Annotated in this window: 12 protein-coding genes; 5 read left to right on the top strand and 7 right to left on the bottom strand. The window is 67.7% G+C overall.

Annotated features, from left to right (window positions below; all coding sequences use genetic code 11):
* The first annotated feature begins 7 nt into the window (after window positions 1–7).
* Both cmk and HWV07_RS14975 read left to right on the top strand, forming a co-directional pair.
* On the top strand, window positions 8–622 hold the full coding sequence (cmk, locus tag HWV07_RS14980; RefSeq protein ID WP_178335084.1) for a (d)CMP kinase: 615 nt from the start codon (window positions 8–10) through the stop codon (window positions 620–622).
* A 139-nt stretch (window positions 623–761) separates the two neighbouring features.
* Window positions 762–2828 (top strand): CHAT domain-containing protein, encoded by a 2067-nt coding sequence (locus HWV07_RS14975; RefSeq protein WP_178335083.1) that lies wholly within the window; start codon window positions 762–764, stop codon window positions 2826–2828.
* On the opposite strand, the gene HWV07_RS14970 is transcribed toward HWV07_RS14975, so the two are convergent.
* Entirely contained in the window at window positions 2825–3646 is an 822-nt protein-coding gene (locus HWV07_RS14970) for a transcriptional regulator TbsP domain-containing protein (protein ID WP_178335082.1), read from the bottom strand. The genes HWV07_RS14975 and HWV07_RS14970 overlap by 4 nt on opposite strands.
* A gap of 323 nt (window positions 3647–3969) precedes the next feature.
* Here HWV07_RS14970 and HWV07_RS14965 point away from each other — a divergent pair, with 323 nt between their 5' ends.
* Complete coding sequence (locus HWV07_RS14965) at window positions 3970–5733, top strand: midas domain-containing protein (protein WP_178335081.1); 1764 nt, start codon at window positions 3970–3972, stop codon at window positions 5731–5733.
* Between the two features lie 36 nt (window positions 5734–5769).
* Here the strand turns inward: HWV07_RS14965 and HWV07_RS14960 are convergent, their stop codons facing one another.
* The 6 genes from HWV07_RS14960 to HWV07_RS14935 form a co-directional block, all read right to left on the bottom strand.
* Entirely contained in the window at window positions 5770–6177 is a 408-nt protein-coding gene (locus HWV07_RS14960) for a Rieske (2Fe-2S) protein (RefSeq protein WP_178335080.1), read from the bottom strand.
* 102 nt (window positions 6178–6279) lie between these two features.
* Window positions 6280–7791, bottom strand: a complete 1512-nt coding sequence (locus HWV07_RS14955) for a DUF7504 family protein (protein WP_178335079.1) — start codon at window positions 7789–7791, stop codon at window positions 6280–6282.
* Window positions 7792–7953: 162 nt separating this feature from the next.
* The gene (locus HWV07_RS14950; RefSeq protein ID WP_178335078.1) at window positions 7954–9786 is read right to left on the bottom strand and encodes a GMC family oxidoreductase N-terminal domain-containing protein; all 1833 of its coding nucleotides are present in this window, start codon (window positions 9784–9786) and stop codon (window positions 7954–7956) included.
* Window position 9787: 1 nt separating this feature from the next.
* Window positions 9788–10432, bottom strand: coding sequence for a hypothetical protein (locus HWV07_RS14945; RefSeq protein WP_178335077.1), 645 nt, complete (start codon window positions 10430–10432; stop codon window positions 9788–9790).
* A gap of 199 nt (window positions 10433–10631) precedes the next feature.
* Window positions 10632–11432 carry an enoyl-CoA hydratase/isomerase family protein gene (locus HWV07_RS14940; protein ID WP_178335076.1) on the bottom strand — a complete coding sequence of 267 codons (801 nt, stop codon included), beginning with the start codon at window positions 11430–11432 and terminating at the stop codon, window positions 10632–10634.
* 98 nt (window positions 11433–11530) lie between these two features.
* Complete coding sequence (locus HWV07_RS14935) at window positions 11531–12745, bottom strand: MFS transporter (RefSeq protein WP_178335075.1); 1215 nt, start codon at window positions 12743–12745, stop codon at window positions 11531–11533.
* Window positions 12746–12879: 134 nt separating this feature from the next.
* Between HWV07_RS14935 and HWV07_RS14930 the strand changes: the two genes are divergently transcribed.
* Both HWV07_RS14930 and HWV07_RS14925 read left to right on the top strand, forming a co-directional pair.
* The gene (locus HWV07_RS14930; protein WP_178335074.1) at window positions 12880–14727 is read left to right on the top strand and encodes a helix-turn-helix domain-containing protein; all 1848 of its coding nucleotides are present in this window, start codon (window positions 12880–12882) and stop codon (window positions 14725–14727) included.
* A gap of 129 nt (window positions 14728–14856) precedes the next feature.
* A complete protein-coding gene (locus HWV07_RS14925) occupies window positions 14857–16419 on the top strand; it encodes a hypothetical protein (RefSeq protein ID WP_178335073.1) in 1563 nt (520 codons plus the stop codon).
* Window positions 16420–16479: the final 60 nt, after the last annotated feature.

Below are 16479 nucleotides of genomic sequence, written 5' to 3'. Positions count from 1 at the left end.
GGAGACCATGTCGGAGTTCGACATCACTGCGGACCAGCGTGTCGACAGCAACCTCTTCATCACGGTCTCGGGGCCGTCGGGCGCCGGCCTCACGACGCTCTGCGAGGGGCTCTCGGAGGCCCTCGACTGCGGGCACGTCTCCGGCGGCGAGGTGTTCCGCGACATCGCCGAGGAGCGCGACGAGACCATCACGCAGCTCGTCGCGGCAGCCAGCGAGTCCGGCGATATCGACCGCGAGATCGACCGCCGGCTCAAGACCATCGCCGAGAAGTGGGGCGCCGCGAACAAGGCGTTCGTCCTCGAGTCCCGGCTGGCCGGCTGGCTCGCCGGTAACCGCGCCGACCTCCGCATCTGGGTGGACGCCCCCGAGGAGGTCCGGGTCGCCCGCACCGCCGACCGCGAGGAGATGGGCGCCGAGATGCGCGTCCGTGACGTCATCGACGTCAAGCGGTTCGAGGGCTACTACGACGTCGACCTCTCGGACCGGTCCATCTACGACCTCGTTCTCAACACCGCCCGCTGGAGCCCCGAGCGGACCCTGGGTATCGTCCTCGACGCCATCCGGGCGTACGACCCCGAGACCGACGAGGGGGCCGTCGACGTCCCGGAACTCGACATCTGAGCCGGAGTTCGACATCGGTGCTCCCGAGACCGGTACCTATCCGCTCCGCGAGCCTCGATTCTCGCTACGGCCGGGCGTTTGCTGGCTGTGAGAATCCGCGAGCGATTTATGGGGGTCTCCGTCTTCAGGGGTGGCAGGGATGGGGCAAGTCGCGTTCGAGGCGCTCGAGGGACCGCCTCGGTTACACGTCGCGGATACGGTCGGGAACGAACAGTACACGCTCTACACGGGCGAGCCGGTGTCGCCGGAGCCGGTCTCGACCGACGGGTTCGAATACCCGGTGAGCGACGCGGTTCGGGTCGAGACGTCGGGATTTCAACTAGGCACTCTCGTCACGATGCACCTCTGGAGCGACGAGGGTGAATTGCTCCACATTACTGACCGAGATACCGACCTAAACGTGTCGTCTGGTGACTACTACCTCGAGATCTGCCACCCGGTGAAGACGTATATTCGTTTCAGTGGATCGGTGGCTGTCACCTCGGTCGACGAACGGCTGCAGATTCAGTTCGATGGGTCGACAGCTATTTCGATCGGCGCGAGATCACCACGGAAGCAACCAGCAGGCACCATCACCACGACGAACAACCCGGCTGACATCATGAGCGCCTTTTCGTATCTCGGCGAGGGGCTGATGACGACGAAGCCCTTGAGGTCTTATCCCAACCTCCGGGGATATCCTCCAGAGGTACGGTTGGGGGACGAACTCGATGTCCCTAGCGACCTGAAGACCGGAGAGCAACCCGTGACGATGGCCCTGCCCGAGGAAGTGTCGTTTCTCTATGAAGCTGCACCGCTCATCTACTATCTCAGCGCGGACGTTCGACCGAATTCGGAACCCGAATTACGTGTCGATGGCGACTCCGTCTACCAGTTCGACTCCGGCTCATTCGGGTCGGGCGTATCCGAGCTATTGCAGCACACCTTCGGTCTCGACTGTGCCGTCCGGACCGCAGGGTCGTACCCGGTAGAAACAGTCGAAACGAACCGTCTCTCTGACGTCATCCCGTTCGACCTCCTCGAACTGTACGAGGCCGATCAGGAGACCAGACTCAGAAAGTACCTCGACGTGCCGTTCCAGCCCGTTCGTGCCCAGGTTCCCGATTGGCCGGCCACGGCATACGTCGAACCGTTTGCCACGAATATCGAAGCGATTCCACATCTCGTCGCGCAGCTCGTACCGGTGCGGGCGGTGTCACCGGCCCGAATCTCGGGGATCGAAGCGCGGCGTTCAGCGCTCCGCGCCTTCACCACCGGTGGCTCGACGCGTGCCGCGTCGGAAGTGTTCAACGGCGAAGCGTCGTTCGTCGAGATAGAATCGAGCGAGAACAGCCACGATATCTGGGTCGGGGACGACATCCCGATCTCGACGAACAAGCTCGTCGTAGAAGGGTTCCGAAACAGGTTCAAACGAGGTTCGTCCGAAAGGAATTCGATCGATGTCACGATCGTCTGTAACGAATCGTGGATGAACGCAGAGGCGACTACGGTCCGAGACTATTACGCTGACGCCAGGGAGTTACCGTTCAACGTGACGATCCACGAGAACCTCGATCGGGCGTCACTCGTGAGCTTGCTCGAACAGAAGACGGACTTCCTTCACTACATCGGTCACGCTACGGCTGACGGGCTCCAGTGTAACGACGGCTACCTCGATATCGCTTCGGTCGAATCGGTCGGGGTCGAGGCGTTCTTCCTCAACGCCTGCCAATCCTACAGGCAGGCGATCAAGCTCGTCGAGGGGGGCGCGATCGGCGGCATCGCGACACTCAGCGACGTCACCGACGATCAGGCGACCATCGTCGGCCGGACGGCCACACGGCTACTGAACATCGGATACCCGTTGCGAATGGCACTCGAAATCGCTCGTTCCCGATCGATCATCGGCGGTCAGTATCTGGCTGTTGGCGACGACAGTGCCACTCTCGTATCCACGCAAGGAATCCCGAACAGATGCACCGTAGAATCCACGGACGACGGATACGAATTAACTATCTCCACCTATCAAACGTTCCGCCTAGGCGCTGGAGGGATCTACCAGCCCTGGCTGAGCTCCGAAGAGGGAAGTTTCCTTGCAGGAAGATCTATCGGGCCGTTCGAGCTTCGAGCGACGGAACTCAGTGAATTCCTCGAGTTCACGAACGTCCCCGTCCAGTTCGACGGCGAGTTCCGCTGGGCGTTCGACCTCGCCGAGGAGCTCGACTAGTCGGGGAGGACGCTCCGCGCGGCGCTGGTCAGTTCGAGCGCGTCCATCTCCTCGAGTTCGTCGCCGAGGACGAGCCGCTGTCGCGGCCGGCCGACGTCGGTCGGGACCTTCTCGGTGTCGATGAGGCCGTGCTCCTCGAGGGCCTGCTTCTCACGGGAGAACTTCGCTCGACTGGCGACGCCCTCGGATTCGCCCCAGAGGCCGAGTTCGTAGAACTGGACCCGGTTCTTCGCGCCCATCAGCAGGCTGAGCCGGACCGGCTTGATCGCCCGGGCGTCACCCCGGACGGCCGTGGCCTCCTCGAAGACCTGTTCGACGTCCGCCCGCATCGACTCGCCCAGCCGGTCGTCGAGGGTATCGAGCATCACGGAGTAGGCCGGCGTCCGGGCGACGAACTGCTCGGCGTCGGCCCAGACGTCGTCGAACTCCTCCCGGATGGCTCCGACCGCCGCGTCGTCGGAGTCCGATCGCAGTTCCGTGACCGCCGAGCCGGCGATCGAGGCGATGCACCGAACGTCGTCGCTCCCGGCCAACAGGGTGGAGAACGGCGTCTCGGGGGACGCGATGCGGACCTCGAGGATACCTTCGTCGACCAGGTCGACGACACGCGACGACAGGAGGAACGAGTCCCTGACGATCTTCGCGGTCGGTTCGTCGACGAGGAGGCGCACCTCGTCGTCGGTGTTCGATTCGAGCGCGGTCACGAGACCGGCGACGTCGTCGGAGGTCGACGTCGTCACCAGCACGGTTCCGGATAGCTCCTCCAGCAGGCTCTCGAAGCGATCCTGGCGAACCCCTTCGACCGTTTCGTTAGCCATATGCAATTTTCACCCACACTAAGAATAAAGCCATCGAATACCTCGGAATAAACCGGATAATGAAGTCATCTCTAGGTCGTGTATAATTTTACACTAGGTAACTAGAATATTACATGCCGTTGGTAAGTTCGGCTGTGCCGGGACCTGCTCTCTAGGTGGTGATTATCGAGGGGAAACGAGTCCGTACGCGGCGCTGAGCGACCGGGGCGACCCGCGCCGCCTCCGGCGCTCGACTCGGGGCATCGTTCCGGACCTCCTTTCGCCTGCCGATACAGGTACTAAAGATATATGCGTGGTGGTGAAATCGTCCTCGTAGAGTACCAATGCCGACCCACTTCTCCGATACGGTTCCGGGGGGTACCGTCTCGGGTACAAGGGCTGTCGAACGGCAGGGAGAGGGCCTGGTCGTCGAGTACGCCCTCGAGTCCACCGGCGACGAGTCGGTCACGGTGCGTCTCGTCGACGGACTGCCGACCGCGAACCTCGCCGAGTACGGCTTCCACGAGGAGTACGAACCGTCGGACTGGCGGGTCGTCGACGGCGAACTCCACGCGGAGGTGACCCTCGACCCTGGGGTCGAGCAGACCTACGTGCTGGGGATGGTCGCGTCGAAAGGCGGAGAGCTGGCGTTTGGCTCCGCCGAGCCCGAACTGCAGGTCGCCAGTGAGAACCGTACAGACGTGTCGGCGAGCGGCGACGAAGTCGTTCCCGATCAGGGAACCAGCGCCGACGACAGCGCCGACCAGAAGCGGGTCGACGCCGACGGCGGTGTCGTGAACCCCGAAACGGAACCCGGTAGCGTCGCGTCGGCGCTGATCGCCGAACTGGAGTCGGGGACCGTCCCGGAGTCCCAGCGGGCGAAGCTCAGAGACCACCTCGGCGTCGAGAACTCGGAGTCCGAGGCGGTGCGGCTGGAGTACGTCCAGAAGCGCCTCGCCGACTTCGACGCCTCCGTCGACGCGCTGGAGGATCTGCTGTCCGTCCACGGCGAGGGCGACGACGCCATCACGGAGTTCGACGAACGGCTCGACCGACTCGAGGAGTTCGTCGACGACGTCGAGACGGTCCGGCAGCGCCAGGACGAGCTGGCCGAGCGGCTGGACGAACTCTCCGCCGGACTCGACGCGCAGGCGGAGACCATCGAGTCACTCCAGGTCGCCCACCAGGAGGACGTCGACGACGTCCGGACGGAGATCCGCCGCCGCGCGGAGGTGATGTGCGAGGAGTTCAACGACCTCGAGCAGTCCATCTCCGAGGACGTCGCGGCGCTCGAGGCTGAGGTCGAGGCCTTCGAGTCCATCCGGCGGACGCTCGTCGACGGCCTGCAGCGACCGGACGACACGCCTCCGGGCACGACCGTCGAGGGAGCGGACCTCGACGCCGTCGACGACACCGAGGCGGTCACCGTCGTCGACTCGTCCGACGACGAGCCCTCTGCCGGTGAGGATACCTCCGACGCAGGCGAGGTCTCCGTCGACGAAGGAGATGCAAACGATGCCGACGACGTTGACGACGGAACCTCCGAATCCGACGACGGCACCTCAGAGGAAGGCCCGACGACCGACGTCTATCTCCAGGATAGCCTCGAAACCGCGGAGGCGACGCACTTCTCGGTGTCGTCCGGTTCGGAGCAGACCGACTCGAACGGGGCCGACGCCGACGGGGCGACGGAACTGGAACACGCGGACGACGCGTTCGTCTCCCCGGATTCGGTGCCGACGGCCGACGAAGCGGACGAGGAGCCCGACCCGGAGGATGGGCCCGATTCCGTCAGCCTCGCCTTCGAATCCAGCAGTACGGACCTCGACGACGGACCGGGCCTCGACGACGACTCCGAGATGGCCGACGGACCCGCCGATGGAACAGGGATAGACGGAGACGTGGAACCGGTCGACGGAACAGGCCACGACCCCGACGAAGGGCGCGACGAGGTCGACGACGGTGCCGATCACGAAGCCGAAGAGGAGGACGACGAAGAGGCCGACGAGTCTCCGAAGCGGGCGAGCTCCATCTTCGAGATCGGCGACGTCGACACCAAGAAGTCCGGCGACGACGAGATGCCGACGATCGACTTCGAGGATTCGTAACCGAACGGTCCGGACTGTTTTCCGGTGCCGCCCCGCTCAGAACCGCAGGTGCGACGACGAGCCCGGTGTGTCGTCCTCGTCGCTGCCGCCCTCGTGGCTGAACTCCAGGTCGTCGTCCGTGAGGTACACCTGTCCGTGGCGGACGGTGACGTCGACCTCCTCCAGCGTGGAGCCGGCGGCCGGGCCGTTGCCGCAGTAGCCCGATCCGACGTCGAACGCCGAGCCGTGCTTCGGGCAGATGATCTGGTCGTCGCGGCGCGCCACGCCCTCGCCGAGGTCGAGCCGCTGGTCGGTCTCGTGCTGGCAGAAGTTCTTCCACGCCGAGACGCCGTCCTCGAGCCGGACCAGGATGACCTCCTCCGTCTCGCCGTCGGCGGCCTCGACGGTGAACAGGTACGACCCGTCCTCGGGGATGTCGTCGACCGACGTGACGAGCGTCGCCATCGGTTGCGCTTGCGCTGGCGGTCGGTTAATTCTCACGCTCGATGGTCGGACACCGGCGACGACGCAGCGGGGGATGGACGACCGTCCAGGTCTGGAGGGCGATCAGAGGAGGCTATCGTCGCCGTCTTCGTCGCCGTCCAGCGTGTCGGAGATGCCGTCCGTGAGCGAGCCGTCGTCCGGGGTCGCGGTCGCCGTCGGTTCGGGCGTCGCCGTCGGTTCCGCGGTCGGCGTGGGAGACGGCGTCGGCGTCTCGGTGGCCGTCGGCGTCGCCGTTGGAGTCGGCGTCGGTTCGGCCGTCGGGGTCGGCGTCGCCGTGGGCTCCGGCGTGGACGTTGCAGTGGCGGTCGCTCCCTGATCGCCGTCTGCGTCCGCCGCTGCGGCAGCGTCCGGCGTGGGTGTCGTCGTCTCTGGCACGTCGGCACCGCCGTTTCCGGGGCCGTCGGTACCGATCGGAAGCGGCATCGCCGCCGCGAGGAAGCTCAACAGCACCAGCATGACGACCACGCCGACGACGGTCGCCGTCGTCCGCTGGTAGAGCGCGTACTTCACCGGACGGTCGCCCGGTTCGTTCGACGGCCCCGGCTCCGATGCACCTACATCCGTACTGGTTTCACTGACGTCTTTTCCGACCGACCGCCCGCTGTCTGTCGGGGTGTCGTGTACCTCGCTCGCATCGGCTTCGTCGTCCCCGCCTGACGTTTCGACGGTCGACGCGGGCTCGTCATCTGTAGCGTCGGCCGCTACTCCCGCGTCGTCCAGGCCCGACTCTCGCGGGTCGACGAGGTCGATCTCCTCGACCGCCTCGTCGGCCTCCTCGGTGTCGACGGATTCGGACGGCTCCGCCGCCGGTTCCCTTCCCGTCTCGGGTTCTGTGGGGTCGCCGTCCGTCGCTTCCTGATCGGAGTCCGGATCCTCGGCGACGTACTCGAACGGATCGTCGGCGTCCCCGCCTGACTCGGCGCCCGCTCCGCCCGAGCGGTCGGGTCCAGTCGTCGCTTCGCTCGCCGATGTCGATTCCTCGACCTGCGAGCCGTACCCCAGGTCGGCGGCGCCGACGCGGCTGTCGAATAGCGAGGACAGCACGTTCAGCACCTGCGGCTCGTGGGCGCCGGGCGTGATGTGGAAGTGCGCGAGCGCCTCGGCCCGCTCGAACTTCGAGGTGATCTCGTTACAGAACTGGAAGACGCGGTTGGCGTCGACGTACTGCAGCAGTGCGGTCAGCGACTCGACGCAGACGACGGTCCGGTTGCCGGTGTCACGCCAGGCGGAGAGGAACTCCGAGATGGCGATGCCGACGCCGGTGAGGTCGCTCGGGTCGGAGATGCGCCGCACCGCGGGCCCGTCCTCGCCGCCGGCCCGTGCGGTGCCGCCGGAGCCGCCGACCTGGACGCTCACGACGCCGACGTTGGCCGGCGGCGCGTCCGCGTGCCGCTTCAGGGCGTCCAGCCGTTCGCGCGCCGACTTCGTGACGGTCACGAAGAGGACGTCCGCCGCCGCGGGGTCCTCGACGCCGAGGAGGTCCATACAGGCCGACTCGTCGCAGTCGTCGTGGTCGCCCGTCTGCAGGAGGACGTTCTCCGGCGCGGCGGGGCGGCTGGGTGGTGTTCCGGTCATGGAAGATCGCTCGTGGGGACGCCGCTGGTATGTTCGTCCACCGGCGGCTCCTCCTTCCAGAGCGATTGGGACACCGTGACGTAGTAGGTCAGAGGATTTTCGGCCGCGGTAACCGACCGAACATTGATAACCGGTAACAAAAACCGGGGCGAGCGGTCGCCGTTACGACCCCTCTGGAATGGGGTCGTCGACGCCGCCGAAGTACCGGTCGGCGACCGCCTCGGCCGTCCGCAGCGCCAGCGCCTGCCCGGTGTGCGTCGGGTTCGCGCCGCCGACGCCGTTGGCCAGCGCCGAGTGGTCGGCGACGAACAGCCGGTCGACGTCGTAGGCCTCGCAGCCCTCGTCGACGACCTTCCCCATGGCCATCGAGGACTGCAGGTGCAGCAGGATGGGGGCGGCGTCGGCGCGGTGGACGTGGTCGGCGCCGGCCTCCCGCAGCACCTCGGTCGCGCGACGCGCCAGTTCGTCCCGGCGGGCGTCGTCCTCCGGATGCGGTTCCCACTCGACGAGCGCGACGGGGCCGTGCTCGTCCTCCGTCGCGGGGTCGACCGAGACGCCGTTCTCCTGGCGCGGCCGGTCGTCGGTGTGGCAGATGAGCGTCAGCGTCCGGCGGTAGTCGGCCATCTGCTCCTTCAGGTCACGGCCGGCGAGGCGGCCCGCGGAGTCCCACGGCTCGCCGGCCGTGTCGCGGTCGAAGTGGAAGTCCCCCTGGCCGGCGGCATACATCGCCATCGCGGTGATGCCGGGCGCGAACGTGTTCACGGCGATGCCGCCGGTCCCGGGGACGTCCAGCCGGGAGCCCGCCGCCTGCCCCTGGTGGGGCTCGACGGCCGGCTGGCCGATGCGGTCCTCCAGGGTCTCGGGGTCGAAGGTGCCGGCGACGAAGTCGAACCAGTGGGTGGTGAGCCCCCGGCCGACCCAGCCGTTGTCCGGCAGTCCGGAGTTGAGCCACAGCCGCGGCGTCTCGACGCAGCCCGCCGCCAGCACGACGGTATCGGCGTAGACGCGCTCGGTCGTCCCGGCCCAGGTGTCGCGGAACTCGACGCCGGTCGCCTCGACGGAGCCGGGGCCGCCTTCCGTGAGCACCTCGGTCGCGAAGGCGTTCGGCCGGATCTCGACGTTGCCGGTGTCCAGCGCCCGCGGGACCAGGGAGACGTTCGAGGCGCGCTTGGCCCGCTCGCGGACGGGCGCGCCGCGGGGCTGCGGGCCGCCCTGGTGTTCGTGCATCGCGAGCGTGTCGCCCTCGAAGTCGGGGTAGCGGTACTGCTCGTTCACTCGACCGCCCGTGGCGGGGTCGGACCCGTCGGGGTCGGTCGTGCCCCCGTCCTGCGCGACGGGCTCGTCTTCTTCGGTCTCCTCGGCGTCGCGCCGCAGGCGCTCGTCCGGCTGGGTGATGGCGTTCGGGAACGGGCGATAGCCAGCGTCGGTCACGTTGTAGCCGTCGTTCAGGTCGTAGCCCGCACGACGAGCGCCCTCGAAGAACGCCTCGCCCTTCGGCGTCGTCGGCGCCGGCTCAATGGGGTGGGCGTCCTCCAGGTGCTGGTAGTAGGGGACGAGGTCGGCGTAGTCGATGGGCCAGTGCGGCTGCTCGTCGATCGAGGGGACGAACGCCCGCGGGTGGTTCGCGTAGTAGTGCTGGGTCGTCCCGCCGACGCCCGACAGCTGCGAGATGAGCGCCTGCTGGGGAACGGTGCGCTGCCAGGGCGGCCGGTCGGAGTCGGCCGGCCCCCACCGGAGCTTCCCGGAGACGGGGTCGTTCATGTCGCCCTCCCGCGAGGTGAACTGCTCGTCGAGCAACTCGCCGGAGAGGTCCGAGGGATCCGTCGTGGACTCGCCGCCAGGGGCGTCGTTCGGCGCCTCCCACCGCTCGTTGCCGTAGAACGGGCCGGCCTCCAGGACCGTCACGTCGACGCCGAGTTGGCCGAGCCGCCACGCCAGCGCCGGCCCGTCGCCGCCCGCGCCGACCACGACGACGTCGGTGGTACGTTCGCGCATGTCAGTAGTCGTTCTCCTCGAATTCCTCGACCTCGTAGCCGAGCATCACCGGATAGCCGTCCGACGGGCCGGGGTAGTCGGCCTGCCGCCAGCCGAGGGACCGGGCGGTCGGCGGAGCCGACCGCCTCTCGTCGTGGCGGCCGTCGGCCGCCACGCGCTCCCCCTCTCCGGCACAGATCTCCGAGTAGTAGACGAACTCGACGAGGATGGGCATCGCGCCGGCGAGGAACTGTACGGCGCCGAGGCTCGCGGCGTCGAAGCGATCCGCCAGTCGGGCGATCACCCCCTCCTCCTCGAGCAGTCTGAGCGCCCGGAGGCGGTCCTCCCTGGACAGCCGCGAGAACGTGCCCCGGGAGAACTGCTCGTCGGGCGACTGCAGCCCCGATTCTGCGCGGCGGCGGACGAGCAACTCGACGGCGGCGACGTCGAGCAGCGTCGCGACGGCCGGCGCCAGCGGTACCGCATCGGTCACCTGCGAAGCCAGCCCGCGCGTCTCCAGGAAGTTGTTCACGCGCGTGACGACGGCGTCGACCAGCCCAGCCTGCAGGCCGCCGGGGACGTGTTCCTCGCCTCGGGCTTCGAGTTCGGGCGTCTCGGGAATGAGCGCGTCGACGAGCGCCGCGAAGGTGCCCCGCGTGTGGCTCACGGTCGGAACACCCCCTCCGTGCGTGTGACTGCCATACAGGCGGGTACGGAGGCAGCCACCTCAACGTTCCCCCGGCTATGCCGGGAACAACGACCCCCCGGTCGGCGGCTGAAGATGGTCGAGGGCAGGGTCGCTTCGCTCCCTGTTCGCCGTTCGGCATCACGGCGATTCTCGTTCGCTTCGCTCACTCCGAATCGCCCTACTTCCCTTCGAACTCCGGCTCCCGGTCCTGCATGAAGGCGGTGATGCCCTCCATGAGGTCCTCGGTGCCGAGCAGGTACCCGAAGGCGTGGGACTCCAGTTCGAGGCCGGCGTCGAGGTTCTCGTAGCCCTCCCGCATCGCGCGCTTGGTGTACCGCTGGGCGATCGGCGGGCCGCGGGCGATCCCGTCGGCGAACTCGACGACCCGGTCGTCGAACGCCTCGTCGTCGTAGACCTCGGTCAGGTAGCCGAACTCGTACATCCGGTCGGCGTCGAACCGGTCGGCGGTGAAGACGATCTGCTTGGCGGCGCTCTGCCCGATGAGCTGCTGGAGGCGCTGGGTGCCGCCCCAGCCCGGCAGCAGCCCGCGGTTGTGCTCGGGCAGGCCGAACTCCGCGGCGTCGCTGGCCACCCGGAGGTCGGCGCACATCGAGAGTTCGAAGCCGCCGCCCAGGCAGTAGCCGTCGATGCCGGCGACGACCGGCAGGTCGAGTTCGCGGAACCGCCCGAAGACCGTCTTCCCGCGGCGGGAGTGCTCGACGGCCTCGCGGGGGTCCATCGCCCCGCCGCCGAGGTCCGCGCCCGCCGAGAACGCCTTCTCGCCGGCGCCGGTGAGCAGGACCGCGCGGGCCTCGTCGACGTCGGCGTCCTCGAGGTCGTCGACGAGGTCGTCGAGGTCGTCGAGCATCCCGTCGCTGACCGTGTTGAGGTCGTCGGGCCGGTTGAGGACGACGTGGGCGAGGTGGTCGGTCGGCGATTCGACGCGGATCGTCTCGTACTCGGCCTCGTAGAGGCTCATGGCAGGGTGGCCGCCCGCCAGCCTAAAAGCCGTTGCACGCCGGTTATGAGGGGGTTTAACAAGGCACGTCGGCGAGGGGCTTCGCTTCGGGCGTTCGGTCAGTCCAGTTCCGACATCGCCGCCCCGGCGCCGGCGGCGACGAGCGCGCCGACCGCGACGAACAGCAGGCCCGGCGTGAACGAGCCGGTGGCGTCCCGCAGCGCGCCGATGACGACCGGCCCGAGGAAGCCGCCGATCTCGCCGACGGCGAAGATCATCCCCACCGCCGTTCCGGTGAGGCCGGGGCCGATCCCGTCCAGTTCGACCGGGATGGCCCGGATGAGCGGCGAGAGGCCGCCCATCCCGAACCCGACGAGCACGACGGGGACGACTAGCAGCAAGACCACCGCGGGCTCGGCGAGCAGCCCGACCGCGCCGAGGCTCGAGAGCACGCCGCAGACGACGAGCGACTCGCGCTTGCGGTCGAGCCGCTCGGCGACGACCGGGACCGCCAGGACGCCGGCGGTCTGGCCGACGACGAGCAGGCTGGTGACCGAGCCCGCGAGGCCGGGGTCGACGCCCCGCCGCTCGAGGATCGTGACGAGCCAGCCCTGGGTCCCGTGGAGGACGAACAGGTACATCGTCCCCAGGAGGACGAGCAGCCGGAGGTCGCGGTGCCCGAGGACCGCCCGGAGGTCGTCGGTCAGCGAGGCCAGCGAGAAGGTCCCCTGGTCGTCCGTCTCGTGGCTCCCGGGCGGGACGTGCCACGCGGCGGCGGCCCAGACGGCGGCGACCCCGAGCGTCCCGAGGCCGCTCGCGAGGAAGAGGGGCCGCCAGCCGCCAAGCGCCGGCACGAGGATCGACCGCCCGGTCGCGAAGACGCTCGCGCTGCCGGCGTAGGAACCGATCAGGTAGACCGACGCCGCTCGCCCGACCCGGTCGGAGGGGTACAGTTCGGAGGCGAGCTTCGGCATCCCGAATGTGATGCCCGTCGCGCCGACGCCCAGTACCAGCGTGAGCGCGAGCATCGAGGCGAACCCGGGGGCGTAGGCGCGGCCGACCTGTGCGACGCCCGCGAGCGCGACGCCCGCGCCGACGCCGACCCGCGCGCCGAGGCGGTCGACGACCAGGCCGCTGGCCAGGCCGATGGGGATGTACGTCAGCGGGACCGCGCCGGCCAGGATGCCGGCCTGCGTCCCCGTCAGCCCGAGTTCGTCGATGATGGGCTGGAGCGACGCGGGCAGCGCGAACCAGACGAACAGCAGCGCTCCGTATCCCAGCCCGCCGAGCGAGAGGAGGGCGGCGTTCTCGACCCGAGTCGGCGGCCGGACCATTCGTTCGTGGATGACAGTGGCTCACAGTAGAAGCCACCGGAACCGGCGGGTATGCGCGATTAAAAGTCTCCTAACCCAGTTACCCGCCGCAATACGAATTACCTCCGAATCGTGGGCCTCTACGAGAGCCGACTATGGTCCACCGTGAACTCCTCGCCGTCCTCCTCGTCTGCTGTCTCGGCGTGTCGCTGGTCGGCGCCCAGCCGGCGCTGGCCGGCGACGGATCGGGAACGACGTTCCACGGAGCCGACTCGGACGGACTAATCCAGGAGAACCTGACGGACGGGCTGATTCAACAGGACTCCGACGATGGAAGCGATACGCGCGAGGGGACCGAAACCGAAACGGCCGACGGGGAGACTGGCGAAGACGGAGCTGATTCGGACGACGGGGACGGGGAGAGCGACGACAACGAGTCGGACGACGAGGACGGATGGGGTGGCCACAGCGACAACGAATCGGACGACGATGGGTGGGGCGACGATTCCGACGACGACCATCGCTGGGGCGAGCAGCGCGAGAACGAATCAGATAACGAGAGTTCGGACTCCGACGGGGAGGTGTGGAACTCCGAAGGTCGCAACGAGAGCGACACGGAATCCGACGGCGAGAACTCGAGCGACAACGACAGTGATGCGGACGCCGGCGAGGGATGGGTCAACGGGTCATCGGACGGGGAGGAGAACGGAACCGACGCCGGTAACGAGACAGGAAACTCGACGACCAGCGTCAACGGGACGCTAGACGAGTTCCTCCTCGACGACGTGACCGACATCGTCCTCGGCGTGGGCGACGTGACGACGAACGTCACGGCGGACCTGACCGGCAACGCCACCAACGACACGGGCCTGACGAGGGGCGAGATGAACGATTGGACGACTGATCGCGACGTCGACGACGATGCCGAGACACGTCCGTCGTCGGGCCTCGAGCGGATCGTAGACGACGGGCTGGATGGGACGCTCGAAGCCGAGCGGTTCGACGAACTGTCGGCGTTCGTCGACGGGGACGGCGACCGTAGCGCCACCGCCGGGATCGAGCGGCTGGTCACATCGCTGGAGTCGGAGAGCGTCGTCGTCTCGAAAGTCGTGTCCATAATCGCGGGCTCCCCGGTCGAAGACGACGACCAACAGCCATCGACCGCCACTGGAAACGAGGGGGCTGCGGAGAAGAAGACCGGCAGCAACGAGGACCAGACGGGCGCGCGCGACAGTTCGATTCCGCTCGCTGCGAGCGACGACGGCGACGACGAGCGATCCGACGAAAACGATACGGCCGGTGCCGACTCGGGCGACGACGGCGGGGAAGCGCCCGCAGGTGGTCCCGGCGAGGGAGCCGCGCTGCTGGTGCTCGTCGGTTACCTCGGCGGCGGTCGAGTGGCGATGAACCAGACGGCCATGCTGGCCTCGATGGGGCAGCCGGGACTGCTGGGGACGCTCAAGCACTCGATCGCCTCGCACGTCGGCGGGCTGTCCGACCGGATCCTCCCGCCGGTGTTCGGGTACAGTCGACACGATAGCTCGGACCCGCTGGAGAACGATACGCGGGCGCAGATCTTCGAGCTGGTCGAGGAATCGCCGGGGATCTACTACGCGCAACTGGCGGAGGAGACCGACGTCACCGTCGAGACGGTCCGGTATCACTGCCGCATCCTGGCCGACGAGGGGCTCCTCGAGCGCCGCAAGCTTCGCGGCCGCCAGCGGCTCTACCCCGTGTCGATGGACGACGACGACCCCGAGCTCGCGGCGGCGATGGCCGACTCCGCGGCGTCGGACGTCCTCTCGGCCATCGAGCGCCGGGAACCGACGACGCTCTCGGCCGTGGCCGACGCCGTCGGCTGCGCCCCGAGCACCGTCTCCTACCACCTCGACCGCCTGGAGGAGGACGGCCTCGTCTCGCGGGAACGCGACGGCGGCTCGGTCCGCATCCGCCTGCGGCGCGCCACCAAGTCCGCGCTCCAGGGCAGCGTCGCCGACGACTGACGCTTCTGGCAGCTGTAATCTAACAGTAGCCATGCCCGTTATCGGACGGCGGGCGAGAGAGTTTTTCGAGAGAACCTAGAGAAATCACTTTTGTCAGATATACGCAGAATCGAATGGACTATCTCCCACATGAACCAACGACAAGGCCTACTGGTACTCGCGATTGCAGCGGCCACGGTCATCGGGATGCTGGCAGCCCCGGTGACAGGAATCGGCATCGCACTGACGGAAGACACGAACGAATCGGGCGACGAACAGCTCGAAGATGACGGCGGCGCATCCAGCACCGCCGCCACGGCTGGCACGGCCGGAGACGGCGATTGCGAGTGCGACGACGGCAGCAACGATAGCGACGACGGTACCGGTGACGGCGACGACGGTACCGGCGATCAGGACGGCGAGAAGGACAAGGACGGTGACGGCGACGGTGACGACGGTACCGGTGACGGCGACGACGGCACCGGCGATGATGGAACTGGTGACGACGGTGACGACGGCACCGGCGATAACGGCGACGGCGACGGTGACGACGGTACCGGTGACGGCGACGACGGCTCCGGCGATAACGGCGACGGTGACGGTGACGACGGTACCGGTGACAACGGCGACGGTGACGACGGCACCGGTGACAACGGTGACGGCGACAAGGGTGACGGCGACAACGGTGGCGACGACGTCACCCAGTCGAACTCCCAGGAGAACCTGGACGACGATCCCGTCGACCCGAACCTCCTCTCCGGGAACTCCGTGACCGTCGCGCTCGGTAGCGAGAACCTGACCCTCGAGTCACCCACCATCGACGGTAACCAGTCGAACACCGACTCCGAGAGCGGCTCGGGCGGTGACTCCAACCAGCAGAACCAGCAGTCCAACAGCGACAACGACGCCGCAGACCTCGACGCGATCAACGGTAACTCGATCCTCGTCGGCGTCGGCGCCAGCGGTTCTAACGGCGGCGACGGTGGCGACTCCGGCAACCAGGAGAACAGCAACGAGCAGTCCAGCGGCAACAGCGGCGACTCCAACCAGCAGAGCCAGCAGTCCAACAGCGACAACGACGTCGTGAACGGTGACCTGCTGAACGGCAACGCCCTGGCTGTCACGGTCCTCAGCGACAACGTCTCCACGGGCGACGGTGGCGACACCGGTAACCAGGAGAACTCGAACAGCCAGTCCAGCGACGGCAGCGGCGACTCCAACCAGCAGAGCCAGCAGTCCAACAGCGACAACGACGTCGTCGAGGCCGCCGCGGCTAACGGCAACTCCGGCAACATCGCCATCGGCAGCAGCGACACGTCTTCCGGTGACGGTGGCGACACGGACACCCAGTCCAACAGCAACGAGCAGTCCAGCGGCGGTGACGGCGACGCCAACCAGCAGAGTCAGCAGTCCAACGTCAACACGGACGTCGTCCGCGCGAGCCTGCTGAACGGTGACAGCGCCGCGATCGGACTCGGCGGCGAGAACAACACCGCCGGCGACGGTGGCGACACCAACACCCAGTCCAACAGCAACGAGCAGTCCGGCGGCGACGACACCAACTCGCAGAGCCAGGACCAGGACAGCGACGACACTGTCGTGCCCGTCGAGGCACTCAACGACCAGGAGGTCGAAGGCGGTTCCGGCTCCGCAGGCGACGGCGGCGACAGCAACGTCCAGAACAACACCAACGAACAGTCCATCGGGAACTGATCCCGACGGGCGGTCCGGTCCTTCGGACCACCAGATCACCCGTCGACAGTCGACGGGCAC

This window comes from Natronomonas salina (genome assembly GCF_013391105.1).
Lineage (GTDB): Archaea > Halobacteriota > Halobacteria > Halobacteriales > Haloarculaceae > Natronomonas > Natronomonas salina.
The sequence above is the reverse complement of the archived record's forward strand: the minus strand, read 5'-3'. Positions and strand labels throughout refer to the sequence as shown.